A 23,411-nucleotide genomic window follows, 5' to 3' on the forward strand; every position below is an offset into this window, starting at 1 on the left:
TTATAGAAAAAGGCTTAATAAATGAAGTAGCAGACAAACGATTTGAGAATAAAAAGGGAAGAGATAATAGTATAAATAATACGTTTCAACAGCTTCCCCCGCTTAAAAACCTAAAATTCCCTTACCTACGCAATACTATTCCAGATAAAAGATTTTTCATTTCCATGCTCTCTTTCAGATCATGAGTTTTGATGACAAAAAAAATAATCCATTTGCTGCAGTGAAATCGATAACTACAGGAGTAATTTACTACTTATGAAATCAACATAAATAAGTGCATAAAGCGCTAGAAGTAGGTAAATTGACTAAAAAGCCCTGCTGAAAAGCAAGGCTAATTTTATTATATCGATGGGTTAAATATGTGAAACGACTACCACTTTTTATATGGAAGAAATTTCCCTTCCATGGTAATTTTTACGCGGTCTCCATTCGGATTCTCCACTTTATCAATATCCATAGTAAAGTCGATCGCACTCATTATCCCATCTCCAAATTTTTCATTTATAAGTGCCTTAAGCGTAGTTCCATAAACCATGATCAATTCGTAGAACCTGTAATGTGTTGGATCGGTTGGAGGCATATCAGGAAGAGAACCTCGCTCAGGGAATTGTTGCAAAGCAAAGACTACATCGGATCCAAGGCCAAGAACTTCCACAGCATTTTCCGCCTCTTCTTGACTCATTGTTGCTTGCCCGTGCAAAGCAAGTGTTGTCCATACTATATGTCTGTTTATTTTCTCAGAAATCTCCTGATATGTTAACTTTTTTAATGCTATTGTCTCTAAAATAAGTTGTGTGCAATCTTTTCTTGTCATTTATTCTATCTTTTTGTTTGTTTTTTCTGAAATATACAACAAAATAAACACTTCAATAAAAAATTATTGAAAATAAAATAGAAATTAAACACACTTCAAACACAACAACTAGATAAATCAGTTTATTTGAGAAAAAAATAGGAATTTTTTAAAAAAAACAAAGGAATTTTCTATAAAAAACCTTAAATCCTTATTTCAGGAATGAGTTTTCATAAGGAACTCTGGTTGCTATTGACCTCCCTAAGGTAATTTCATCCACATATTCAATTTCCCCTCCAAAAGCAATTCCTCTGGCAATTGTAGTTACCTTCACCGGCAGATCTTTTAGTTTCTTATAGATATAAAAGATTGTAGTATCACCCTCCATTGTTGCACTCAGGGCCAGGATCACCTCCTGTATTTCGCCCCCCCTCACGCGCTGAACCAAGGATTCAATATCAAGCTCAGACGGACCTATTCCATCCATTGGGGATATTAATCCACCAAGAACATGATAAACACCATTATATTGATTGGTATTCTCTATCGCCATCACATCGCGGGTATCTTCTACAACACAGGCTATACTTTTATCTCTCTTAATATTGCTGCATATATCACAAATAGCAGAATCGGAAATATTCTTACAGGTATCACAAAATCTGATATCATGCTTCATCTTCGTCAACGCCTGGCTAAAACGTTCAACATCAGCTGTTGGCTGGTTTAATAAATGAAGCACTAACCTTAAAGCAGTCTTTTGTCCAACCCCGGGCAGTCGTGAGAATTCATTAACTGCGTTCTCTAATAAACGCGAAGAAAAGTTCATACTGCAAAAGTATTAAATTAGGCCCGTGGTCCCATATTCCAGTATAACGAAACATGTCAAATGACTACCGCAGGAGATTTGTATTAACAGGATCTTTCATTGCGTAGATAGAATCTACAATATATCGGGTGAATCCTCTCCAGGGAAGAGTGTTATGATATTCTTTATAATGAAGATCAAAGGTTTTACCAGAATTCTTCATAAGCTCTTCGGCGATACGCTCATCTGTTACCGAGAATTGAAACTCGTAAGACTGGATACTTCCTGCGGCTCCTCCACGAAGGCCGCTTTGAATCAATTTACCCTCGTAAGTTTTAAAAACATTGCCCTTTTTAACTAGGTAATTTAGTTCTCCAGATTTTACCCCTTCGCCGAAAACGTAATAATAACGGTAGTAAACTATTCCGATTATAATAAGTGCAATTACAATTGCAGCAATAGAGCCTATTTTTCGCATGAGGTAAGATTTTTACTTTAATAACCAAGTAGCAAACAATATGTTTATCGCTTAAGTTCCCTATTCTAAACTAATAAAGTAATAGCACTCCGGAATGGGTTTCAATCGATCTCAAAATATATATTCAGGAACAAGCGGCCTTGTTTTACCGGTCAAAAACAAGTTATCTTACCCCTTGGAATTTCAAGACAAGCCTCGCTTATGTTTTTACGCTTCACTGATGAACAGCATAGAGATCAACAGTTCATTCTATAAACTCCCCATGGCAAAGACCGTTGCTAAATGGGCAGATTCTGTGCCTGATGATTTCAGATTCACTTTTAAAATGTGGAGGGATATAACACATAATAAGGGTCTCACATTCAACAACAATGACGTAGTTAGATTTATTGATGTGATCTCGAATGTGGGAATAAAGAAAGGATGCGTCTTGGTGCAATTTCCACCAAGCCTCACTAATGCGGCTTTCGGGAAACTAGAAACTTTACTACAATTGATTCAAGAGCAACAAGGAGCGGCTGACTGGAAAATAGCACTGGAGCTTAGCAATGCCTCCTGGTATAACGATGAGTTATTCGAATTAATGGAGCAGTCAGGGGCAAGTCTGGTAATACATGATAAACTAGAATCTTCAAACCTTCTTACTGACAACCCTGCCGAATTTATATATCTGCGCTTTCACGGTCCCGGTGGCAACTATCGTGGCAGTTATTCCGACGAATTCCTGAACGAGTTTTCTTATTATATCAGAGATTGGCAGGAGGAGGGTAAAACGGTGTATATTTATTTCAACAATACCATGGGAGATGCTATTGGTAATTTGGCTACTCTCAATAAGTATATTAATTCAAACGATCTTTAATATTTAATATAACAATAGAAGGAAAAAACAATGAGTCAGGAAAAAATTTGGTTTATAACAGGAGTTTCAGGAGGCTTAGGAAGAAGTATCGCAAAACATGCGGCTCTAACCGGGGCAACTGTTATCGGGACACTGAGAAAAAAAGAACAAATTGACGATTTTTCGCAACTAGTTCCCGGTAAAACCTATGGAGTTTTACTGGATGTAAATGAACATGCCGATATTAAAGGCGTTATCGATACTGCAGTCTTAAACTTTGGACGAATTGATGTTCTCGTTAATAATGCAGGTTATGGTCTCTTTGGAGCTGTTGAAGAAGTTAGCATGGAGGAGGCAAGACAGCAAATGGAAACAAATTTTTTTGGCGCTCTGGCTGTGACTCAAGCTGTTTTACCTCTCATGAGAAAGCAGCAGGGAGGGCATATTGTACAAATCTCCTCGCAGGCTGGCTTTCGCTCAGCGCCAGGACTAGGAATTTATAATGCAAGCAAATTCGCTCTTGAAGGCTTTAGCGAAGCGCTGGCTTTGGAAGCAGCAAACCTGAATATTAAAGTAACGATTGTGGAACCGGGTCCCTTCAGGACTAGCTGGGCCGGAGATTCATCTAAACGTGCAGCCGAAGTAATCGAAGATTACTCAGACGTAGCTGGTAAACTTATTACAACAATAAACAGCTATTCTGGCGATCAACCAAACGATCCTGAAAAAGGAGCAAAAGTAATCGTGGAAGTAGTGAATAGTGAAAATCCGCCGCTACGCCTTCCTCTTGGGCCTGAGGCACATGAGGCTATAAAGAACAAGCTTAAGTCGGTTGCCGAAGATATTAGTCACTGGGAAAGCAAAGCAATAAAAACAGGTTTTGCAGATTAAAGCCCGGCCATAGTAATTCGAATATTTCTTATCCTTGCAAGGAAATCGAATTACTATGTTTTTTCTATTATCTAAGCTACTGGTAATATTTATTTATCCGATTACCTGGATTGTCTTTGCGTTTTTGCTAGCCATATATTGTAAGAATAAGAAATTACAAAGGCGATTTCTACTAACCGGATTCTTTCTGTTACTCTTCTTCAGTTTACCTTTCTTTCAAAACTCTTATGCCCGTCTCTGGGATATTACTACCAAACCTGATAACAAACAATACGGCGCAGCAATTGTACTTGGAGGCTACGGCAGTGAGGATAGAAACGGAGGTGGATATTTTAATGGGGCGTCAGACAGGTTTATTCAAGGAACCCGGTTAAAAATCTCCGGAAAAGTTAAATATCTGGTTTTTAGTGGAGGAAATGCTAATGTACTGCTACCGAAATCTTTCATCGAAAGCAGCTGGACAGCTGAGGTATTGAAAGACTTCAAGGTAGAACCAAAAGATGTATTGATCGAAAAGGAATCAAGAAACACTCTGGAGAACGCACTGTTCACGCAGCGTTTACTGAAAGCAAATAATGTTCCGCCTCCATATTTGCTCGTCACTTCCGCCTTCCATATGCGCAGGTCATTACTAACTTTTGAAAAGGCTGGGGTAGAAGTAATACCTTATTCATGTAACTACATTGCAGGTCACGAACGGCTGTCGATAGACAGCTTCTTGCCAAATGCAGAAACCTTATCAAAGTGGGAAAAGTACATCAAGGAATTAATTGGCTACATCGTCTATTACCTGAAATAATAGGAAAATATGGGCAAATAAGGGCAAATAAAAAAATTAAAAGCCCTCTTGCTTTTGATAAAAAAAGGCATAACTTAGCGCTAACAATTATAACTGTCAAACAAACACTTATTTACTAAAACCAATTATTATTTCAAATGAGAAAGCTCCTTTTATTGTTGCTATCTTCTTCAATGGCATTGAGTGCCTCCGCACAAAACACAGCTGAGCTGAGTACAAGTCCCAGCGGCAGAACGATCAGCAAACACGTTTACGGCCATTTCGCAGAGCATCTTGGCAGGTGTATTTATGGTGGATTTTATGTTGGTGAAAACAATACAAAGATCCCTAACAAAGATGGAATACGAACAGATGTGGTTGACGCATTAAAAAAGCTCAAAATCCCCAACCTACGCTGGCCGGGAGGATGTTTCGCAGACACCTATCACTGGAAAGATGGTATTGGACCTAAGAACCAAAGGCCCTCAATTGTAAATACCTGGTGGGGTGGAACTACCGAAAACAACAGCTTCGGAACACATGATTTCCTTAATATGTGTGAGTTGTTAAACACAGAACCTTACCTTGCCGGGAACCTTGCTACCGGAACGGTTCAGGAACTGGCGGATTGGGTTCAATATGTGAATTTTGCAGGCGAAAGCCCTATGTCTAAACTTAGAAGACAGAATGGTAGAAACCAGCCTTGGAAAGTATCTTTTTGGGGAGTGGGCAATGAAGCCTGGGGTTGCGGTGGAAACATGAAGCCAGACTACTATGCAAACGAGTTCCGCAAGTATTCTACATTCATGACCAACTGGGATAACTCCACTAAGCTATTCAGAATTGCCTCCGGAGCAAATTCTGCTGATTACAACTGGACCGAAACGCTAATGAAAAATATTCCTTCAAACCTGGTTGAGGGTATCGCGCTCCACCACTATTCAGTTATTAATTGGAATAAAAAAGGTCCGTCTACAGATTTCTCAGAAGAGCAATATTTTGCCACCATGAAAAGCGCTGCTTTTATGGAGGAGTTGGTTAACAAACACATTGCGATCATGGATAAATACGACCCTAACAAGAAAATTGCCCTGGTAGTTGACGAGTGGGGTGGATGGTACGATGTAGAACCAGGAACTAATCCAGGCTTCTTATATCAGCAAAACACTATTCGTGATGCAATGATCGCTGGTTTGACCCTTAATATATTTAATAACCATACAGACAGGATCAAGATGGCCAATCTTGCTCAAGCGGTAAACGTATTACAAGCTGTAGTACTAACTAATGAAGAGAAAATGATCCTGACCCCTACATATCATGTTATGGAAATGTACAACGTTCACCAGGACGCAGAGTGGTTACCGCTTACGGTCAAAACAAACAATTATACTTTAGGAAACGATAAATTACCTGCAGTAAGTGGATCTGCTTCCCGCAAGAATGGACTTACTCATGTAACGCTTACCAATATTGATGCTAAAGCAGCACAAGAGATCTCAATCAATATAAAAGGAGCTAAGTTTAAAACAGTTAGTGGTCGTATCTTAACCTCTGCTAAACTTCAGGACTTTAACTCGTTCGAAAACCCGAACAAAATCATTCCAGTTACCTTTAAAGGCGCCGACATTAAAGGAGACGTCCTTAAAGTGAAACTGCCGGCACACTCTGTAGTTGCCTTGGAACTGAAATAAAAGATTAGGACAGGTAATAAAAAGTCCCGTCCAAGCTCTCGCTTGACGGGACTTTTTTTATTTTATATATACGAATTACCTGACGAAGCTCAATCGCTTCCCGCTACCCAATTCGTTGAATCGCCCATTTTCATACACCAGGTTTCCAGACACAATTGTATGTGTGATGGCGGAACTGAAAGTATAACCATCGAAAGGACTCCAACCACACTTCGATAGGTCTGTTTCCCGTTTAACAGCTGTGTGCGCCTGCAAATCCGTAAGTACCAGATCTGCCCAGTAACCTTCCCTAATATAGCCCCGTTTACTAATGTTAAAGCAGATGGCAGGATTATGGGCCATTTTCTCTACAATTGCTTCAAGACTGATCTTACCCTGCTTATAAAATTCAAGCATAGCTAGAAGTGAGTGCTGCACTAAAGGTCCGCCTGACGGCGCCTGCAGATAGCTTTTTTGTTTTTCCTCAATGGTATGGGGAGCATGGTCAGTAGCAATAACATCAATTCGTCCGTCAAGAACTGCTTGCAATATTGCATCACGGTCGCTTTCTGCCTTTACAGCAGGATTCCATTTTATCCAGTTTCCTTTCTCAGCATAATCTTTATCAGAAAACCAAAGATGATGGATACAAGCTTCAGCTGTTATCTTCTTCTCTGCCAGTGGGGTAGTATTTTCAAATAGCGCCAGCTCTTTTTCGGTGGAGATATGCAGGATATGTAATCTCGCTCCATGTTTTTTCGCTAGTTCGACCGCTAAAGATGATGATTTATAACATGCTTCTGTATTCCTTATTAATGGATGCATTTCTGGCGTAATGTTTTCGCCATACTTCTCCTGAAAAGCTGCAAAATTAGTTCTGATGGTCTGCTCATCCTCGCAATGGGTAGCAATGAGGATCGGAGCGGAAGAGAAGATCTTTTCCAGAACAGCTCCATTATCAACCAACATATTTCCCGTAGAGGAACCCATAAAAACCTTTATGCCACATACATTTTGCGCATTGGTTTTTAATACCTCGTCAATATTATCGTTTGTAGCACCCATGAAGAAAGAATAATTCGCCAGAGACCTTTGTGAGGCTATAGTATATTTTTCTTCAAGTAGCTCCTGTGTAATAGTATTTGGAACGGTGTTCGGCATTTCCATATAGGAGGTAATACCACCGGCTACCGCAGCCCGGCTTTCTGTAAAGATCTCTGCCTTATGTGTCAGTCCAGGTTCACGAAAATGTACTTGATCGTCTATACAACCGGGTAGCAGAAATTTCCCTTCAGCATTTATTTCTCTATCAGCAGACACATTCAATGAGGAAGCTATTTGCTCGATATATCCATCTTTAATGAGTACATCGGAGACTGTTTGTTTTCCTTCGTTTACCAGGGTTGCAGCTTTAATTAGGATTGACGACATCTTTTGCAGGTTTGAATTATTAATACTTACTAACCTGCGAAAATAAGTTTAATAAGATACATACAAACAAAAAATAAGGATTAATAGAAGACTTGGTGCAAGAATCATTATCATAACTATACATATAAAAATAAAAAGGGATTAGCAAGCTATACCTGTTAATCCCTTTATCTCATAGATAGATGTTAAGCTATTTTATAGCCGTATATCCTCGTTCAATCATTCATTCAATCATTCATTCATTCATTCATTGCCTCACACTGCAAGCTCATCAATATATTCAGATAAACGTGGCAGGTAAATCACGTTGTTATTTTTACCTAGCTCCATTGACCAGAAACTTCCAGCCATTTTAAAGATCTTGAATAGCTGACTGGATTCATGCAGAAGGAAAAATTCAAGCCATTGATTTACATTCATTCTTCCCAAAACCGCATGTGTTCCAACCCGGGCAAAATTCTCTGAAGGCATCTGCTCTATTTTCAACCAAAGTTCATTCCGCAGTCTATACATTTCATGCATCAGGGAACCGGTTGTTTTTGCATTTGTAAAAGAAAACTCAGGATCCTGATCGGGCTTGTAAATGTCAAAATGAGGGTTTATTTCGCTAACAATTCGATTTAAACGATCCAGGAAAATATGGTGATATCTTGTCAGATACGCGATTGTTTCGTGGATAGAAAATTTGTCTTGTGTAATTCTGTTATAGATTGCTTCCGGTGGAAGATCGTCAATATAACTTTTCAGTGTTTTGTGTTGATTACAAAACCTCTCAATAGTATGAGGGTGTAAATTCATAGAAGAATCGTTTTTGGTTAGTCCTGTATTTAACATATGACCAATTTGTTTTGTTTCTCGTCTGGTAACAGGATTAATTCAGTTTCTATGCCAAAGGTCGGCAGGGAGTATTAAGATTAGGTTCAGGTAGCGTTAAAGTTTGATCTATAGCGAGATAGGAGTACTATCAACGAGTAAAACAGGTAGTTTGCAAAGTGAAATACCTGTTTTACTTAATGTAGCAGTTTGAAGACAAAATCAACAATTATGCCTTTTTTGTCAGACTTGTTGTCCTTCTTCAACCATACCCAGAAGCAGATATTTAGCAGAGGCAGGATTAGTGGCCAGAGGAACATTATGGACATCGCACACTCTTAATAGCATTTGAACATCTGGTTCATGAGGATGCTTTCCGAGAGGGTCCCTAAAGAAGATAATTCCTTTCAGATTTTTTTCGGCGGCCATAGCTGCAATTTGAGCGTCTCCTCCTTGAGGTCCACTTAGTTTACGTGTAACTTCCAAACCCGTTTCCTGGATCCTGGAACCTGTTGTGCCCGTAGCAATCAAATTGTAGTTTTTAAGTATCTCGTGATACTCCTTAACAAACTCAACCATCTCAGGCTTCCGGCCATCATGTGCAATTAGGGCAATTGTTTCTTTCGACATAATTATCCAAAAAATAAATAAGATATAAGGATAGCTGCAATAACCCCGGCCAGGTCGGCTATTAAACCCGCAGTGATTGCATAGCGGCTATTTTTAATTCCGACAGAACCGAAATAAAGAGCGACAATATAAAAGGTTGTGTCTGCTGAGCCGTTAAAAACGCAGGCAAGACGTCCTACAAAGGAGTCGGGTTGAAAGGTTTTCATAGTTTCGATCATCATGGCCTTTGCACCCGAACCACTTAGCGGTTTTAAGAAAGCTACAGGTAAAGCATCAGTAAAACGCGTATCAATATTAAACTGACTGAAAGCAAATTTAAATCCATCTACAATATACCCCAGGGCTCCGCAGTTTCTAAACAAGCTTATTGCAGCTAGCATGGCGATCAGATAAGGAATAATTTTAACTGAAGTTTCAAAGCCACCCACAGCTCCCTCAATAAAGGTTTGAAAAACGTCAACCTTCTTACGGATGGCACCTAAAATAAAAATAACTGGAATACTAAGCAGAAGCAGGTTACTAGCAACCCTGGAAACGATACTGATCTGATCTTTATCAAGGTAAGCAGTGAAATACCAAACAATGAAAGCTATAAAAGAAGTTAAACCGATAAGCCACGCCATTACAACCGGCTGAAAAAGATTAATCCTTTGCCATATGGCCACAACGATCATTCCGACAACTGTAGCAACATAGGTAGCTATAATACAAGGGATAAAAATATCTGTTGGATCGGCTGCTCCGAGTATTGCTCTTTGGGCAATAATGGAAATAGGCAATATGGTTAAACCCGAGGTATGAAGCACCAGGAACATGATCTGGGCGTTCGAGGCCGAATCTTTACTTGGATTTAGCTCCTGAAGGCTTCCCATCGCTTTAAGACCCAAGGGCGTTGCAGCATTGTCAAGTCCTAGAAGATTCGCAGAAAAGTTCATCATCATTTGTCCGGTTGCAGGATGATCTTTTGGCACCTCAGGAAAAAGTCGATTAAAAAATGGTCCAACAATACGGCTAAGAAAGTTAATAGCACCTGCCTTTTCCCCAATTCGCATGATCCCCAGCCACAGTCCCATTGTTCCGATCAGAGGAAGTGCAATATCCATTACGGATGATTTGGTGGTATCGAAAAGGCCTTCAACCAGTTTCTGAAAAATCTCCGTATCTCCAAAGAAGATAAGCTTAATTAATGCAACGATAAAAGAGATAATAAAAAAAGATATCCAGATATAATTTAAAACCATGCCATCTACAAATCAACGTAAAAAATGGTGCTACCTGCACTCAGGCAGCAAACGGGTGTGAATTTACAGTTTTTGGAAAGCTTTCGGCAAATTATCTAACAACTAGGTTCAAACGTTCCCCCTTGATCTTCCCTCTTTAACCTTTCCACTTTAACCTTTGTCCTTTCTTTCATACCTTTGCGCCACCAAATAAAGTATTATGAGACAAAACTGGTGGAAGCTACTAGCTTCTATTTTAGTTTTATATTCCATTATCGGGGGATTTCTAATTCCAGTTCCTGCATTACCAATTCTTCATGAAAGCATCAGAAACTTATTCTTTCATGTACCCATGTGGTTCGCCATGCTGGCACTTTATTTAATATCTGTCATTTACAGTATTAAATATCTTAACACAGGCAACGAAAACGATGATCTGATAGCGGTAGAAAGCGTAAATACCGGTGTTTTCTTTTGCTTTTGTGGACTTGCAACAGGAATGTTGTGGGCTAATATAACCTGGGGTGCTCCATGGCCTAATGATCCTAAATTAAATAGCTCGGCAATTTCAACACTGATGTACCTGGCTTATTTGGTACTGCGGAACTCGCTTGACGAAGAACAAAAGCGAGCTAAGATCTCGGCGATATATAACATCTTTGCCTTTCCGGTAATGATAGCCCTGTTGTTTATCCTCCCGCGTTTAACCGACTCTCTTCATCCAGGCAACGGCGGAAACCCGGGATTTAGTAATTTAGATCTGGATTACAACATGAAGTGGGTCTTAAGACCAACCTTTATTGGCTGGATATTGATGGGCATTTGGATTATGACCATCCGATATCGGATCCGTCTGCTCGAAAACAAGAAAAACACTAATTAATATAAGCTCATAAATCTCTTAAGATGAAAAGTTTCTTTTTGACTCTCTCTTTAATCCTCATAACTACTATTCAAATTTTTGCGCAAGCCAGCGACGTAGAAATGGCAACAGATTTAAGAAGCTCAGGAAAGATCTATGTTGTTGTTGCCGTTGTAGCTGTTATATTTATAGGACTGGTAATTTATCTATTTTCTATTGACCGACGCCTGAAGAAACTGGAAAACCAGGATTAAAACATTTAAGCCTAAAGAAATTTCGTGAAAAGATATCACGATATACTCAAACACTTTGTTATCTTTCATACTTTAAGTTGATGATTTAGGTCAACATTTATAAACCTAAAGTAGAATTTATGACTGACAACAAAGTAGCCCCCTATGGTCAAACGGGTTTCTTCGATGATGTTTGTGCTTTTTTTGATCGTGCAGCGCAATTTACAGATCACCCTAAAGGATTACTTGACCAGATTAAAGCTTGTAACAGCGTTTACAGGTTCCGTTTCCCCATTAGGAAAGGGAACAGTGTGGAGGTAATAGACGCATGGCGCGTTGAACACTCTCACCACATGTCTCCAACCAAAGGAGGTATTCGTTACAGTGAAATGGTAAATGAAGACGAGGTAATGGCACTAGCCGCACTTATGACTTATAAATGCGCTATTGTGAATGTTCCCTTCGGTGGAGCAAAAGGCGGAATTAAAATAAATCCGAAGAACTATTCACTCGCCGAACTGGAAAATATCACTCGCCGCTATACCGTTGAACTTATAAAGAAGAATTTTATCGGTCCAGCTATTGACGTTCCTGCACCTGATTATGGTTCTGGCGAACGGGAAATGAGCTGGATAGCAGACACTTATTACACTATGAATCCGGGTCAGCTTGACGCTATGGGCTGCGTTACCGGAAAGCCACTAGCCCTGCATGGTATTAATGGAAGGAGAGAAGCTACGGGAAGAGGTGTTGCTATCGCAACCCGGGAATGCATGAGTTTTGCTGAAGATATGGCGGCCCTTGGATTAACTCCGGGACTGGAAGGAAAACGAATCATCGTACAAGGATTAGGGAACGTGGGATACCATTCTGCCAAATTCCTCGCAGAATTTGGAGCAATCATAGTAGGCTTATGTGAATATGAGGGAGCTATTTACAATCCTGATGGACTGGATGTAGATGCAGTAGTTGCCCATCGAAAAGAGACCGGAACAGTGCTGGGATTCGCCGGTGCAACAAAAGAATTTGCAAACTCTGCTGAGGGTTTAGAACAGGAATGTGATGTACTTGTTCCTGCAGCATTGGAAAACCAGATCACCATTAATAACATTCACAACATTAAGGCAAAAGTTATCGCAGAGGGCGCTAATGGTCCAACATCCCCTGAAGCCGGAAAAATTTTCACTGAAAGAGGCGGCATAATTATTCCAGATATGTACTGTAATGCAGGAGGTGTTACTGTTTCTTACTTCGAATGGCTAAAGAACCTATATCACGTTGCATTTGGAAGAATGGACAAACGATATGAGGAGAAGGCAAATCTCGAGTTGGTTAATCTTATCGAGAAGATGACCGGCGCTTCTCTAACCTGGGATCAGAAAAAACTGGTAGTTAAAGGGCCAAGTGAACTTGAATTGGTTAATTCTGGTCTTGAAGAGAGTATGGTGCGTGCCTATCATGATATCAGAGAGATTAAAGTTCAAAACCCTAAGATAGAAGACCTGAGAACCGCAGCTTTTGTTGGTTCAATAAATAAGGTTGCTATATCCTATATGAACATGGGGATTTGGCCTTAAAGGGAATAAAGACCGAAAAAAGGAGAGCTTTTTAACTCTCCTTTTTTTGTAAAACTCTATTTGTTTATTTCAGGCCAAAAAGAACCTTCAAAAACTTTCACCCTCCATTTGCGAGCATCTGCTCATGAAGGTTCTATTGCCCTTAAATCGCCAAATGAGTCAGGGTCTTCGAATTCTCGAGCTCCAGGTGCTCTTTGGAAACCCCTGTTTCATGTGTTACCGGACTTACATTTCCTATTTCAGCAATGAACACACTGGGTTGAGTCAATAGTTCTTTCTGCAGGGCTAACGCGCTTAAAGAGATTTTACCAACTACATATTTGAAGTTAGGCGAAAAATAACGCTCAGTAACTTCTTCGAATCCCAGCTTTTCAATTAGTTGCTCATCGGAATACCTTAAATAAACGTTTAGTGAATAGTCAGATGAAAGCACCAGGCCTTTTTTCTGATGATACTTTTTATACTCGTAACGGTAGTCATAGCGCAGAGCAGCGATATCTGAAAGAACTGCAGAACCTGTTGGGTGGCCTCCAGCTCCTTTACCGAAAAAAAATTGCTGATCAGCAAAGGCAGCCTGCACGATCACTCCGTTGTACTCGTTTTCAACGTTATAAAGAAAGTCATCCTGCCTCACTAATTTAGGTAGTACATAAAGAACGATCTTCTTCTCTCCAAATTCTAAGGCTGTAGGTACAAGTTTTATCTTAAAATTTTTTTCTCTTGCAAATTGGATGTCCTGGTCGCCTAAGTTTTGAATGCCAATGTTTAACACATTCTCGGGATCAGCAAGTAATCCATATGCGTGGGCAGAGGCAATAACCAGCTTATATTTAGGGTCAAAGCCACCCACATCAAGAATTGGGTCGGTTTCAGCAAAACCGAGATCCTGAGCCTGCTTCAAAGCTGTTCCGTAACTTAAATTCTCATTGAAGATCTTAGAAAGGATAAAATTTGATGAACCATTGAAAATACCCCTTAAAGAGTACAACAACTCATTATCATAATACTCTTCCAGGTTGCGGATGATTGGAATACTACCGCATACTGCGCCCTCATACAAAAAAGAAACGTTATGCTTTTGTTGTAGTTCAACCAGCTCTTCAAGGTGGTTAGCAATAAGCTTTTTATTAGCAGACACTACGTTCTTACCATTTTTCAAGGCTGTAGTTACAATGTAATAGGCGGCAGCGGCGTCGTTGATTAACTCTACTACTGTATTTATTTCAGGATCGTTCAATATTAATTCTCCGTCTGTAGTGAACAATTCTTCAGGAAGCGTTCTTTCCTTTTCAGGATTTTTTATAGCAATCTTTTTAATTTCAAGATTCAGGTCCTTTGTCCTGATAATATCGTATAAGCCCTGACCCACCACGCCAAAGCCAAATAAACCAAGTGTAAGTTTCTTACTCATTTAAAAATTTATGTTTAAAATCTCGTATTCTGGTTGCACCTTCTGCCGGAATTCAGCTATCACATTAGTAAGGGCATCTGTCTCTATTAAAAAGCCATCATGCCCGTAAAAAGAATTAATTTCTGAGTAAAAGGCCCCTTCAATATTTTCTGCAAGATATTTCTGCTCTGATATTGGAAATAATTGATCCGAAGTGATACCGATAACAAGGGTATTTGCTGTAATAGCTTTCAAGGCGTCTTTTGCTGAACCACGCCCTCTTGCCACGTTATGACTATCCATCGCTTTAGTTAAGTACCAGTAACTATAAGCATTGAAGCGTTTTACTAATTTTTCTCCCTGGTAATTCTGATAGGAGCAAGCTTTAAAGCCTTCCCTTTTTTCATCGCTAACTTCCTGTTGGGTACTGACATAAGTTTCATAGTTACGATAGGAGAGAAGCGCAATGCTCCTCGCCACCTTTAGCCCATTCTTTCCACCCTCAGGTGAATTAGTATAAAAGGTAGGATCAGCACTAATTGCTAGTCTTTGACTTTCATTGAACGCAATACCCCAAGCCGAGTGCCTGGCATTAGTAGCCATTAAAATCAAGTCCTTAATCCTAGATGGCTCCTGAATTGCCCATTCAACCGCTTGCTGTCCTCCCAGGGAGCCACCTATTAGGATTGCTATTTCTTTAATTCCAAGATGATCAGCAAGAATAATTTGCGCCCTCGCCATATCTCTGATGCTAAAATTTGGGAAGGATAAGAAGTATGGTTCTCCTGTTTCCGGATTTGCACTGAGAGGGCAGGTGGTACCATAATGAGACCCAAGAACGTTAGCACAAACGATGAACTGATCCTGCGGATCGAACAGTTTATTCTCACCAAACAAACCGCCCCACCAGTCGAAGACATCAGAATTAGCAGTGAGAGCGTGAATAACCCAAACTACATTATCACCCTGGCTATTTAGTCGTCCCCATGTTTCGTAAGCAATCTCAAGTTCCCCTATTATTTCACCATTTTCACAGGTAAAAGGCAAATTATGTTTATATGTAGAAATGCTCATGCGTGGTAATGATCGATTTACTCTACTTAAAAAAATTTAAGAAATTTATGATTTACTGCTACAGCAGAAAAACAGATGCCTTTGGAAGTGTCTGAAAAACCTATTGCATCAAAAGATCCAAAAGTTTTATAAGCTGCATTGAGGAACTTAACCCATTTTCAGGTACAAGCGAAGATGCTCCCAATAGGGAACCTGGTTCTTTAAGATTTTTCTTCATGGTTTTAACAATTTATATCTTTCCCAATTAATCGGGAACAGGATTTGGCACCTTTTCCGTTCTCTCCCGGTAGGTTGTCAGCGGGTCGCAGAGCCTGATCTCTCACCGCTTCTTTATAAATCAAAACCTTTTGAGGGGTATTTGACAACCGATATTTCAATCGGACAAGCAAATATAATAGCTTTTAGTTTAATCGTACAAAAAATTCCGAATACTATTACTCCAAGGCACTTCTAAGATCAGCTATAAGATCCTCGATATTCTCAAGACCAACAGAAAGTCGTAGAAGATTAAAAGGTGTTTTAGTAAGTGGTCCTTCAACTGAAGCCCTATGTTCTATCAAACTTTCAACTCCCCCCAAACTTGTAGCCTGTGTGATCCATTTCAGGGAATTAGCTACTTTTCCGGCTGCCTCTTCTCCACCTTTTATAGTAAAACTTAGCATTCCACTGAAACCAGACATTTGAGATTTTGCGATATTATGTGAAGTATGGCTTTCTAAGCCAGGATAAAACACCTTCTCAATAGCAGGATGCTGCTCCAGGAAATGTGCTATTTTAAGCGCATTTGCTTCGTGCCCCCGCATCCGGTAAGGCAATGTTTTTAATCCCCGAACAGTCATATAGCAATCGAAAGGAGAGGGAACAGCGCCCGACAAGGTCTGTATGCTTTTAATCTTCTCCCATTGGGTGTTGGTTGTTTTAGTCACTAAAGCCCCTCCGAGCACATCACTGTGGCCTCCGAAGTATTTGGTGGAAGAGTACATTACCAGATCAGCTCCTAAATCCAAAGGCTTTTGAAAAACTGGAGTTGCAAAAGTATTATCGCAGCAAACGGAGATCTCATGCTGGTGGGCAAGACCGCAAATAGCCTTAATATCTGAAATTTTAAGCAAAGGATTAGAAGGTGTTTCTATCCAAATAAGTCTTGTGGTATGCGGTTTAATTGATTTTTCCACGGCGGCAAGATCAGACATGTCTATATAGGTGATGTCGAGTGTTCTTGAATACACTTCATTCATCAATGCCTTCAAACCATGATACATGTCTTCAGGAGCAATGACATGACTTCCTGGTTCGAGGGATTGGAAAACAGCAGATCCCGCTGCATTTCCCGAGGAAAAAGCACAAGCCTCAACTCCTCCGTCTAGCTTGGCTAGCACATTTTCCAGGGATAATCTATTTGGGTTAGCAGCACGTGTATATATATATCCTGCAGGATAGGAACCATCTTCTGCCCGTTCGAAAGTAGTAGATAATGTTATAGGTTGAACAACCGCCTTAGTATTTGAATCGGTAGTATTACCGGCATGAATTGCAATAGTTTCTATTTTCATATTCTGCTTATTCTGCAATAATAAGATTTAAGACTTAATGAAAATAGACTTAGCTTGTTTTAAAGAACAAAAACATTAATAAAAGGGATTAGAAGAAAAAGGGATCAGCGGAACAAAAAACTCCCGCTCATAGAAACCTACAAACGAGGGATGATCGTCTTTGGGAGTGCTGCTAGAATAGAAAAATAGACGTTCACAAAAAAAGGCCCCTAGAAGGAGCCTTTATACAAATTTTTTTTTCTTTTACAGTTTAGATAAGAATTGTTGAGTTACGTGACCTAGCTTAATAAGCTCATACTCTTTAGGCGATATAGCACCTTTTTCTTTCAATTCATAAACCTGATTCAAGCTGTGAGCTGAAGAATGCTTTTTAACCCGGTGCTCAATAGCTTTCGAGAACTCCTCGTGATTAGTAATGAAAGAGTGGCTGAAACCAGAACATTCATCGGCTCTTCTACGGGTTCTGATATGACCCATTCTGAAATACTTACTTAATTTATGATGCTCTGCCGAAGCTTTGTAGATATCATGAACAGATATTTCATGTTTTTTCTTTGAGAACAGACCTTTTTCCATTACCAGGTGCTGATCTGTAAGATGCCATTTTTCGTTTGCTTTACTGATTGCCCAAATCAATCCCGCTGCAGCTAAAACTCCTCCAAAAACTTTGAATGTCATATCCTCCTGAAGGAATAATATTAATCCAGCTGCGATTAAGCCCGCAGGTGCTGAATAAACGATCCAATGTTTCTGTGCTGTAATAGTTGGTTCAGGGTGTCTTACTTCTGCCTTTTCTTGTTTTTTACTCATACTGAAGGGTAGTTTACTGCTACTGTATACGCAAGTTTTTTTATTTGGGTTATGATTTTTTTCAATCTTCTAGCAGCTTGGCGAGATTACTCTAGGGGGATAGTACAGTGCGCAGCAGAAAGAATCGAAGAAACATTTTCAAAGGAAATAAAAAGCTATGGAGATAAACTTAAGGTTAACTTGTTACTGACAGAATAGTAGCCAGTATCTAACAGGGGAAACGCGTGCAATTTACCGGGCTATGTCCGGGCTAAGTACGGGTTTTGTCCCTGTTAAGTCTTGGGTATGGCAAGTTAGTGGTAGGACGTTCCTTAAATGAATTTTCCCCTCAGTTAATTATCATTAAATATATTCGAGTCTAAAATTTTCCTTTTTCGCCCTTTCCTTTTTGCCGGGGATTTGACTTATTTTGCAGTAAATAACAAAAGAGATGAGTAGTGATCCGATGGCAGATAAGCTTTTTGAAATGAAGTTAAAGGTTATTTTTGAGAAGTACAGCTGGTTACAAGATCAGCTTTCATTTATAGAATTTAAGGAATTATTTCCCGTGAACTTTAAAAAGGGGAGGCCGGTTGGTTTAGATAAACCAGCATTTGATCTTGATAGAGAGATCTTTTTGGAGGTACTTATCGCCTTTAAGCAATCGTATCCTCCAAATTGATCAAATTCTGCTCTATCTTATCGCTTTTAGGTCGAGCTCAATATTTACCTTTTCTGAAATGAACTTATCACCGAGCGTTTTATCGTTTCCATAGTTCATTTGCCACTGCCTTCTGTCTATGTCAAAGTCGGCTTTAGCCTTCATTGTGTTTCCCACCAGTTCTACATTAGCTGGAAAAGTAATATTTTTAGTAACGTTCTTCAATGTCAGGTTTCCACTAATATTGAAATTAGCTCCCTTCACCAAAGAGGTATCTTTTCCATCCGGTTTGTAAGGTTCCACCTTTGAGATTTGAAATTTCGCTGTTCCGAAATTATCTGCGTCAAAGAAATCTCCGCTTAAAAGGTGTGGCTTAAGCTTGCTCTGAAACATATCGCCCTTTTCCTCCACTTCAAGCGACTTAACATTTATTTCAAACTCTCCACCTGTGATCTGTTGGTCTGCTACCGATACATTTCCATAGTTCAGTTTGAAGATACCAGGATGGCTTTTACCTATCCCGTGACCCGTAAACCGAATCCTTGAAGTAGTAGTGTCGATCCTGAAAGTCTCACCAGTTGATGTTGCAGCCTGTTGTTCTTCGGCTATTTTCGCGTTATCTCCTTTCGGTGCCTGATTGCATGCAGAGATAGAAACCGCCATTGCTATTGCTACTATTGAACTTTTAACTCCTGTTTGCATATTATTCTACATTGGGTTAGAACATTTAAACAGAGGGAAAGGCCCAAGTGTTTGACTTGCAAACTTCTCCCTTTGATTAAAGGGAGAAGTTCAGATCCTATTTCTTCCTGAACTGTAGCAGGTACTGATCTGATTCTTTTAGCAGGTTGACATAAACGGAATCTATCGCCTTGATCTTTGCTTTTTCCTTATTGAAATAAGCCACCGCTTCATCCTCATTCTTCCCGCTAACATCGGCGTTGAACTTGTGCATCCAATCCGACATTTGGTCATCCGCATCCTCCAATTGGGATCGCAACTTGTTCATGGTTTGCTTTTCTGTAATAGTATCGAGAGCAGGTCGCCCTTTCTTAATACTATCCAGGCGAGTTACCAGGGTATCAAGCTTTCTTTTATTTAGATATGCCTTTTCTGTATTTATCATTACGCTATCGTGTATTGATACAACCTCATCTCTTATGGTTTTGTAATCCGGACCCTGCTTGCACGAGACAACCGCAGTTGCAAAGGCGGAAATCAAAAATACGCCTGCTTTTTTAATCATTTGCCAGTTCATTTGTAGTATAATAAATCGTTGGAATTCCTTTACTTTCTCTCACCCAAGCTATTAATGCCTTATCACTTTGAGGTGTGATTACCGCGTGGTGATCTGCGAATGTACCATCTGTAATTGAGATTGTTCGCGAAGTATTTCCCTTCTCAATAAAACTTAATAGAACCTTTGCGCTTGCTGCACTTTGATGATGTGCCGGCATTCCTTCGCTGTGATGCCCAGATTGATTTGTGCCTGTTCCTGATTCTTCACATACCATTACAAGCTTTTGTCCAACGGTAGTTAGCTGAGGATGCCGTCCTTTAGTACTTAAAGAGGTTCGTTTGGCAAAGGGAGCATTATTAAGTGAAGTGCTGAAATAAAGCCCAGGCTTACCTTCTGCTGCACTAAACCAAACAGCATTCACTTTATCAGCGCTTACTGAAAGCGAAGGCCCTGAATGGGGACAGCCATCTATTTTCCAATAATCATTACTGATAGCTTGTTCCTTTGTGAATGTTTTTCCATTGTCCCTGGAACTGATATAAACCATATCGCGCACTTGCGCACCTGCAGTGGTTACAGGAAACTGAATGCTACGGTAAGCAATATGCAAATTACCATGATCGTCAACTAAAAGGTCGGTACGACAGCATTCACAGGTGCTTTTATTCAAGCAGGAATCGGGCGCGAACCCTTTACCCTTTTCGGTTTTAGCAAAAAATAAAGCCGAGCCCTTTTGAGTTTTCCCAAACCTGCCGTCTAACCAGATTGCAGCTATTTCTCCGTCTTTCAAAGTTGCCAAATCAAAGAAGTTCCTTCCGTAGTGATGAGAGGTATCGGAGTGAAGAAAAAGTGGGGTAGACCAGTTCTTTCCCGAATCTTTGGATGAGGTATAATAGATGCCTCCAGCATAGGGGTTCTTTTCATTTTCAAACTTCCGGGCGAAAACAGCGATGATAGTGCCGTCTTTCTTAAATGCCACTTTAGCCATACTTTCAGGCGAATGAGAACATCCTATAGAAGGGGTGACTGTGACAGGTGCACCGAACCTACTAGTAGCGGGATTGTAAGCAGCGAATTGAACACGATATAATGAATCAGAAGGATCCTTTGCTGTCCAGCAAAGGACAGCTCTTTTATCTGGTGCCTGGGTTAGATAGGGACCCAAAGCTTCCATTTCTTCGTCGATTGCATGCTCCTTTATCTCAGGTATTTTACTTGCATTTTTACAAGAAATAAAAAGAGATAAAAGCACTGTTTGAAAGGATATTAGGATTATTAATCTAAATTTTAAATTCATATTACTTTAAATGGGTAAAGGAATAAGTTAAACCGATGGTAACAGTGCGGGGAGCGGCGGCATTATAAGTAACTCCATATTGATTCCCCGTCACGTTATTGGCGTACAGTTGATCCGTGACGTTCATAATATTAAGCCAAAGGCCCGCGCCTTTTGCCACTTTTGCTTTGATGTCATACCCGAACCTCAGATTAAAGATATCGTAGCCTCTATAGGATCTGGTGTTGGCGCTATTTACATAATATTTACTGATAGACTGCCACTCTGCCGCCATCCTAAGTCCCGCTACAAAACCCGGCTTCCAGGTAACTTCTGAATTAATAATCGAAGCAGGGGCATTAGCCATGCTATTACCATTGTAAAACACTGTCTTTCCAAATAAAAGCTCGCTATATTCCTGGTATTTGTGTTCAGCATAGGTTCCACCGAAGCGAAGACCAAGTTGCTTTGTTGGCGTGTATACCAATGTGTACTCAATACCGCGATGGCGGGTAGCACCAGCGTTATCATTTTGTGTAGTATTATCTGGCATCATAACGGTAATGATTTCATTTTTGCCATTCATGGCAAAAGCTGCTAACTCAATGTTCAGCTTCTCATGAACTGGTAGCCAGGCACCCAACTCGTAATTTTGAAAGGTAGCTTGCTCTAGAATATTCGTTTGTCTTGCACTATACAAGAAGCTGGTTTCTGGCGGTTGAAATCCAACACTCCAATTGCTATATACACCAAAGCCTTTACCGAAATCGTAAGTTAAACCAAGCTTGGGAGCAAGCACCGAATAAACGTTTTTCTCGTTTTGTTTATATTTCGTTTTACCCAGAGGCAGCTTGTTTTCAAAATTATAGATCAGGTTATCATACCTCAAACCTGCAACTACACGTAATGCCTTAATCGGATTAACTTGTAACTGGGCAAAGGTAGCCGCGTTAACGAGATTTGTTTTATAGTTATCGATCACCGAGTCCGTCTTGTTAAAACCTGTATAAAAATTACTCGGCACATCCTTATTTATAGAAAGGTAATTTGCATAGAAGGTACTTGGGCTATAATCAAGATAGGCTCCGATCTGGAACTTCGAATTCAGGAACTTTATTTGAGAGCTGTGCTGTGTGAGCAGTCCAAAACTCTTAAAGCTGAGGTTATTTTCCTGCCCCCTCGAAAGGACATACTTCTTAGTGTCTTTTGCAATACTATCACCTATAAAATAGCTGGGTAACTGGCCAGTCGAGTTATCTCTGAAAAACGCGGTCAGGAATGTACTATTGCTTGAGTTCCAGCGATGATCAATCCTCGCACTGAGGCGTAAAGCATTTACTTTGCGGTAGGTAAAACGCTGATTACTACTATACCTTCTGCTATAGAAACGGGCACTATCCAAACTACCAGGGGTTTGTGTATCAAGATAGCTGAAGCTTCCAGCTACAGTTAAGCGACTGGCTGAATTGAAATCGTAAGTGGTTTTTAAACTCGCTGAATATTTATCGAAATCTGTATAATCCTGCCAGCTATTTTTTTGCCTGGCCGTGTATGCTCCAACATAAACGCCAAGCTTTCCGCGAGTAAGGCCTGTACTGATATCGGTCCTATAATAGTTGTACCCGTCTCCCTGCACTGAGAGCTGAGCCTGCTGTCCAATAGGAGGATTTGCAGTAATGAAATTGATAGAACCACCAATGGCATTACTACCGTAAAGTGAGGATGCGGGCCCTTTGATCACTTCGATACCTTTAAGTCCATTCATATTGATCTCGTAGAGGGCATTATGGTTGAAAATACCTGTTGGTCTTATAGGGAGCCCATCCTCTAAATAAAGGTAAAGGGCATTATAGGTTATAGGTTGACGTATGGCCATGGTATGCTGTTCGTTACCAAGGTTTACCATATAAACTCCAGCCGACTTATTTAGTAACTGATAAAGTGCTGTGGCTCTGGTTTCAGTGAGCGTAGCAGAATTGATTTTACTTATGGCGGCTGGAATTTCCTTACGGGATTGCTGCTCGCGACTACCAGAAACTACAACTTCAGAAAGGAAGTTGGAAGTTGCTTCAAGAGATACCACTAATCCCTCTACAGCCAATACTCTTATTGTATTATAGCCTGGTTTTGAAACTTCTATTGAATCGTTCAGACTAACAGTTGAACGCCCCTGTGCATTACTTTGTGATATTATTGATCCATTACCTATGCTTCTTATGTCTGCGCCTTGTAATGCTGTTTGTGAACGTGAATCGACAATTCGAACCATAACGTTCTGCTTTTGCGCATAAAGAAAACAGGTAAGGTGCATGAGACATGCAAAAATGATAGTTCTCATTTATAATCCTTTAACATGTAAACTTTCCTCGATGAAAAGATCCATCGAATAACTCTAATAAA

Annotated in this window: 23 protein-coding genes and 1 riboswitch; of the genes, 8 read left to right on the forward strand and 15 right to left on the reverse strand. The window is 40.0% G+C overall.

What is annotated here, in order from left to right:
- Positions 1-370 precede the first annotated feature (370 nt).
- The 3 genes from cynS to J4N25_RS01895 all read right to left on the reverse strand — a co-directional run bounded on the left by cynS (position 371) and on the right by J4N25_RS01895 (position 2,079).
- On the reverse strand, positions 371-814 hold the full coding sequence (gene cynS, locus J4N25_RS01885) for a cyanase (RefSeq protein WP_207420443.1): 444 nt from the start codon (positions 812-814) through the stop codon (positions 371-373).
- Positions 815-1,004: 190 nt separating this feature from the next.
- On the reverse strand, positions 1,005-1,622 hold the full coding sequence (gene recR / locus J4N25_RS01890; RefSeq protein ID WP_207420444.1) for a recombination mediator RecR: 618 nt from the start codon (positions 1,620-1,622) through the stop codon (positions 1,005-1,007).
- Positions 1,623-1,686: 64 nt separating this feature from the next.
- Entirely contained in the window at positions 1,687-2,079 is a 393-nt protein-coding gene (locus J4N25_RS01895; protein ID WP_207420445.1) for a hypothetical protein, read from the reverse strand.
- A 94-nt stretch (positions 2,080-2,173) separates the two neighbouring features.
- Between J4N25_RS01895 and J4N25_RS01900 the strand changes: the two genes are divergently transcribed.
- The 4 genes from J4N25_RS01900 (at position 2,174) to J4N25_RS01915 (ending at position 6,283) form a co-directional block, all read left to right on the forward strand.
- Positions 2,174-2,941, forward strand: a complete 768-nt coding sequence (locus J4N25_RS01900; protein ID WP_207420446.1) for a DUF72 domain-containing protein — start codon at positions 2,174-2,176, stop codon at positions 2,939-2,941.
- A 30-nt stretch (positions 2,942-2,971) separates the two neighbouring features.
- Positions 2,972-3,811 (forward strand): oxidoreductase, encoded by an 840-nt coding sequence (locus J4N25_RS01905; protein ID WP_207420447.1) that lies wholly within the window; start codon positions 2,972-2,974, stop codon positions 3,809-3,811.
- A 55-nt stretch (positions 3,812-3,866) separates the two neighbouring features.
- Complete coding sequence (locus J4N25_RS01910) at positions 3,867-4,610, forward strand: YdcF family protein (RefSeq protein ID WP_207420448.1); 744 nt, start codon at positions 3,867-3,869, stop codon at positions 4,608-4,610.
- A 137-nt stretch (positions 4,611-4,747) separates the two neighbouring features.
- Positions 4,748-6,283, forward strand: coding sequence for an alpha-N-arabinofuranosidase (locus J4N25_RS01915; protein ID WP_207420449.1), 1,536 nt, complete (start codon positions 4,748-4,750; stop codon positions 6,281-6,283).
- Positions 6,284-6,358: 75 nt separating this feature from the next.
- Here J4N25_RS01915 and J4N25_RS01920 read toward each other — a convergent pair whose 3' ends face one another.
- From J4N25_RS01920 to J4N25_RS01935, 4 genes are all read right to left on the reverse strand, one after another.
- Positions 6,359-7,693, reverse strand: a complete 1,335-nt coding sequence (locus J4N25_RS01920) for a dihydroorotase (RefSeq protein ID WP_207420450.1) — start codon at positions 7,691-7,693, stop codon at positions 6,359-6,361.
- A gap of 255 nt (positions 7,694-7,948) precedes the next feature.
- Positions 7,949-8,491, reverse strand: coding sequence for a DinB family protein (locus J4N25_RS01925; protein WP_207420451.1), 543 nt, complete (start codon positions 8,489-8,491; stop codon positions 7,949-7,951).
- A gap of 258 nt (positions 8,492-8,749) precedes the next feature.
- Positions 8,750-9,136: a methylglyoxal synthase gene (locus J4N25_RS01930; RefSeq protein ID WP_207420452.1), complete on the reverse strand. Its 387-nt coding sequence runs from the start codon at positions 9,134-9,136 to the stop codon at positions 8,750-8,752.
- Positions 9,137-9,138: 2 nt separating this feature from the next.
- Positions 9,139-10,377 (reverse strand): nucleoside recognition domain-containing protein, encoded by a 1,239-nt coding sequence (locus J4N25_RS01935; RefSeq protein ID WP_207420453.1) that lies wholly within the window; start codon positions 10,375-10,377, stop codon positions 9,139-9,141.
- A gap of 199 nt (positions 10,378-10,576) precedes the next feature.
- Between J4N25_RS01935 and ccsA the strand changes: the two genes are divergently transcribed.
- The 3 genes from ccsA to J4N25_RS01950 all read left to right on the forward strand — a co-directional run bounded on the left by ccsA (position 10,577) and on the right by J4N25_RS01950 (position 13,028).
- On the forward strand, positions 10,577-11,239 hold the full coding sequence (ccsA, locus tag J4N25_RS01940; RefSeq protein WP_207420454.1) for a cytochrome c biogenesis protein: 663 nt from the start codon (positions 10,577-10,579) through the stop codon (positions 11,237-11,239).
- 23 nt (positions 11,240-11,262) lie between these two features.
- Positions 11,263-11,472: a CcmD family protein gene (locus tag J4N25_RS01945; protein ID WP_207420455.1), complete on the forward strand. Its 210-nt coding sequence runs from the start codon at positions 11,263-11,265 to the stop codon at positions 11,470-11,472.
- 119 nt (positions 11,473-11,591) lie between these two features.
- The gene (locus J4N25_RS01950; RefSeq protein WP_207420456.1) at positions 11,592-13,028 is read left to right on the forward strand and encodes a Glu/Leu/Phe/Val family dehydrogenase; all 1,437 of its coding nucleotides are present in this window, start codon (positions 11,592-11,594) and stop codon (positions 13,026-13,028) included.
- 142 nt (positions 13,029-13,170) lie between these two features.
- Here the strand turns inward: J4N25_RS01950 and J4N25_RS01955 are convergent, their stop codons facing one another.
- The 4 genes from J4N25_RS01955 to J4N25_RS01970 all read right to left on the reverse strand — a co-directional run bounded on the left by J4N25_RS01955 (position 13,171) and on the right by J4N25_RS01970 (position 17,855).
- A complete protein-coding gene (locus tag J4N25_RS01955; RefSeq protein WP_207420457.1) occupies positions 13,171-14,439 on the reverse strand; it encodes a homoserine dehydrogenase in 1,269 nt (422 codons plus the stop codon).
- Positions 14,440-15,492 carry a homoserine O-acetyltransferase family protein gene (locus J4N25_RS01960; RefSeq protein WP_207420458.1) on the reverse strand — a complete coding sequence of 351 codons (1,053 nt, stop codon included), beginning with the start codon at positions 15,490-15,492 and terminating at the stop codon, positions 14,440-14,442.
- 226 nt (positions 15,493-15,718) lie between these two features.
- A riboswitch (SAM riboswitch) is annotated at positions 15,719-15,831 on the reverse strand.
- 95 nt (positions 15,832-15,926) lie between these two features.
- A complete protein-coding gene (locus tag J4N25_RS01965) occupies positions 15,927-17,045 on the reverse strand; it encodes a trans-sulfuration enzyme family protein (protein ID WP_207420459.1) in 1,119 nt (372 codons plus the stop codon).
- A 243-nt stretch (positions 17,046-17,288) separates the two neighbouring features.
- The gene (locus tag J4N25_RS01970) at positions 17,289-17,855 is read right to left on the reverse strand and encodes a PH domain-containing protein (RefSeq protein ID WP_207420460.1); all 567 of its coding nucleotides are present in this window, start codon (positions 17,853-17,855) and stop codon (positions 17,289-17,291) included.
- Between the two features lie 430 nt (positions 17,856-18,285).
- Between J4N25_RS01970 and J4N25_RS01975 the strand changes: the two genes are divergently transcribed.
- Positions 18,286-18,516: a hypothetical protein gene (locus J4N25_RS01975; protein ID WP_207420461.1), complete on the forward strand. Its 231-nt coding sequence runs from the start codon at positions 18,286-18,288 to the stop codon at positions 18,514-18,516.
- A gap of 12 nt (positions 18,517-18,528) precedes the next feature.
- Here the strand turns inward: J4N25_RS01975 and J4N25_RS01980 are convergent, their stop codons facing one another.
- From J4N25_RS01980 to J4N25_RS01995, 4 genes are all read right to left on the reverse strand, one after another.
- Positions 18,529-19,197 carry a YceI family protein gene (locus tag J4N25_RS01980; protein ID WP_207420462.1) on the reverse strand — a complete coding sequence of 223 codons (669 nt, stop codon included), beginning with the start codon at positions 19,195-19,197 and terminating at the stop codon, positions 18,529-18,531.
- A gap of 97 nt (positions 19,198-19,294) precedes the next feature.
- Positions 19,295-19,741 (reverse strand): hypothetical protein, encoded by a 447-nt coding sequence (locus J4N25_RS01985; RefSeq protein ID WP_207420463.1) that lies wholly within the window; start codon positions 19,739-19,741, stop codon positions 19,295-19,297.
- A complete protein-coding gene (locus tag J4N25_RS01990; protein ID WP_207420464.1) occupies positions 19,734-21,032 on the reverse strand; it encodes a sialidase/neuraminidase family protein in 1,299 nt (432 codons plus the stop codon). The genes J4N25_RS01985 and J4N25_RS01990 overlap by 8 nt, the downstream gene beginning before the upstream one ends.
- 1 nt (position 21,033) lies before the next feature.
- Positions 21,034-23,349: a TonB-dependent receptor gene (locus J4N25_RS01995; RefSeq protein ID WP_207420465.1), complete on the reverse strand. Its 2,316-nt coding sequence runs from the start codon at positions 23,347-23,349 to the stop codon at positions 21,034-21,036.
- Between the last annotated feature and the right edge of the window lie 62 nt (positions 23,350-23,411).

The organism is Desertivirga brevis, assembly GCF_017355835.1.

Excerpts from the sequence above, each read along its gene's own strand:
- cynS (WP_207420443.1), bottom strand. The coding sequence starts at position 814 with ATGACAAGAAAAGATTGCACACAACTTATTTTAGAGACAATAGCATTA.
- recR (WP_207420444.1), bottom strand. The coding sequence starts at position 1,622 with ATGAACTTTTCTTCGCGTTTATTAGAGAACGCAGTTAATGAATTCTCA.
- J4N25_RS01895 (WP_207420445.1), bottom strand. The coding sequence starts at position 2,079 with ATGCGAAAAATAGGCTCTATTGCTGCAATTGTAATTGCACTTATTATA.
- J4N25_RS01900 (WP_207420446.1), top strand. The coding sequence starts at position 2,174 with ATGGGTTTCAATCGATCTCAAAATATATATTCAGGAACAAGCGGCCTT.
- J4N25_RS01905 (WP_207420447.1), top strand. The coding sequence starts at position 2,972 with ATGAGTCAGGAAAAAATTTGGTTTATAACAGGAGTTTCAGGAGGCTTA.
- J4N25_RS01910 (WP_207420448.1), top strand. The coding sequence starts at position 3,867 with ATGTTTTTTCTATTATCTAAGCTACTGGTAATATTTATTTATCCGATT.
- J4N25_RS01915 (WP_207420449.1), top strand. The coding sequence starts at position 4,748 with ATGAGAAAGCTCCTTTTATTGTTGCTATCTTCTTCAATGGCATTGAGT.
- J4N25_RS01920 (WP_207420450.1), bottom strand. The coding sequence starts at position 7,693 with ATGTCGTCAATCCTAATTAAAGCTGCAACCCTGGTAAACGAAGGAAAA.
- J4N25_RS01925 (WP_207420451.1), bottom strand. The coding sequence starts at position 8,491 with ATGAATTTACACCCTCATACTATTGAGAGGTTTTGTAATCAACACAAA.
- J4N25_RS01930 (WP_207420452.1), bottom strand. The coding sequence starts at position 9,136 with ATGTCGAAAGAAACAATTGCCCTAATTGCACATGATGGCCGGAAGCCT.
- J4N25_RS01935 (WP_207420453.1), bottom strand. The coding sequence starts at position 10,377 with ATGGTTTTAAATTATATCTGGATATCTTTTTTTATTATCTCTTTTATC.
- ccsA (WP_207420454.1), top strand. The coding sequence starts at position 10,577 with ATGAGACAAAACTGGTGGAAGCTACTAGCTTCTATTTTAGTTTTATAT.
- J4N25_RS01945 (WP_207420455.1), top strand. The coding sequence starts at position 11,263 with ATGAAAAGTTTCTTTTTGACTCTCTCTTTAATCCTCATAACTACTATT.
- J4N25_RS01950 (WP_207420456.1), top strand. The coding sequence starts at position 11,592 with ATGACTGACAACAAAGTAGCCCCCTATGGTCAAACGGGTTTCTTCGAT.
- J4N25_RS01955 (WP_207420457.1), bottom strand. The coding sequence starts at position 14,439 with ATGAGTAAGAAACTTACACTTGGTTTATTTGGCTTTGGCGTGGTGGGT.
- J4N25_RS01960 (WP_207420458.1), bottom strand. The coding sequence starts at position 15,492 with ATGAGCATTTCTACATATAAACATAATTTGCCTTTTACCTGTGAAAAT.
- J4N25_RS01965 (WP_207420459.1), bottom strand. The coding sequence starts at position 17,045 with ATGAAAATAGAAACTATTGCAATTCATGCCGGTAATACTACCGATTCA.
- J4N25_RS01970 (WP_207420460.1), bottom strand. The coding sequence starts at position 17,855 with ATGAGTAAAAAACAAGAAAAGGCAGAAGTAAGACACCCTGAACCAACT.
- J4N25_RS01975 (WP_207420461.1), top strand. The coding sequence starts at position 18,286 with ATGAGTAGTGATCCGATGGCAGATAAGCTTTTTGAAATGAAGTTAAAG.
- J4N25_RS01980 (WP_207420462.1), bottom strand. The coding sequence starts at position 19,197 with ATGCAAACAGGAGTTAAAAGTTCAATAGTAGCAATAGCAATGGCGGTT.
- J4N25_RS01985 (WP_207420463.1), bottom strand. The coding sequence starts at position 19,741 with ATGATTAAAAAAGCAGGCGTATTTTTGATTTCCGCCTTTGCAACTGCG.
- J4N25_RS01990 (WP_207420464.1), bottom strand. The coding sequence starts at position 21,032 with ATGAATTTAAAATTTAGATTAATAATCCTAATATCCTTTCAAACAGTG.
- J4N25_RS01995 (WP_207420465.1), bottom strand. The coding sequence starts at position 23,349 with ATGAGAACTATCATTTTTGCATGTCTCATGCACCTTACCTGTTTTCTT.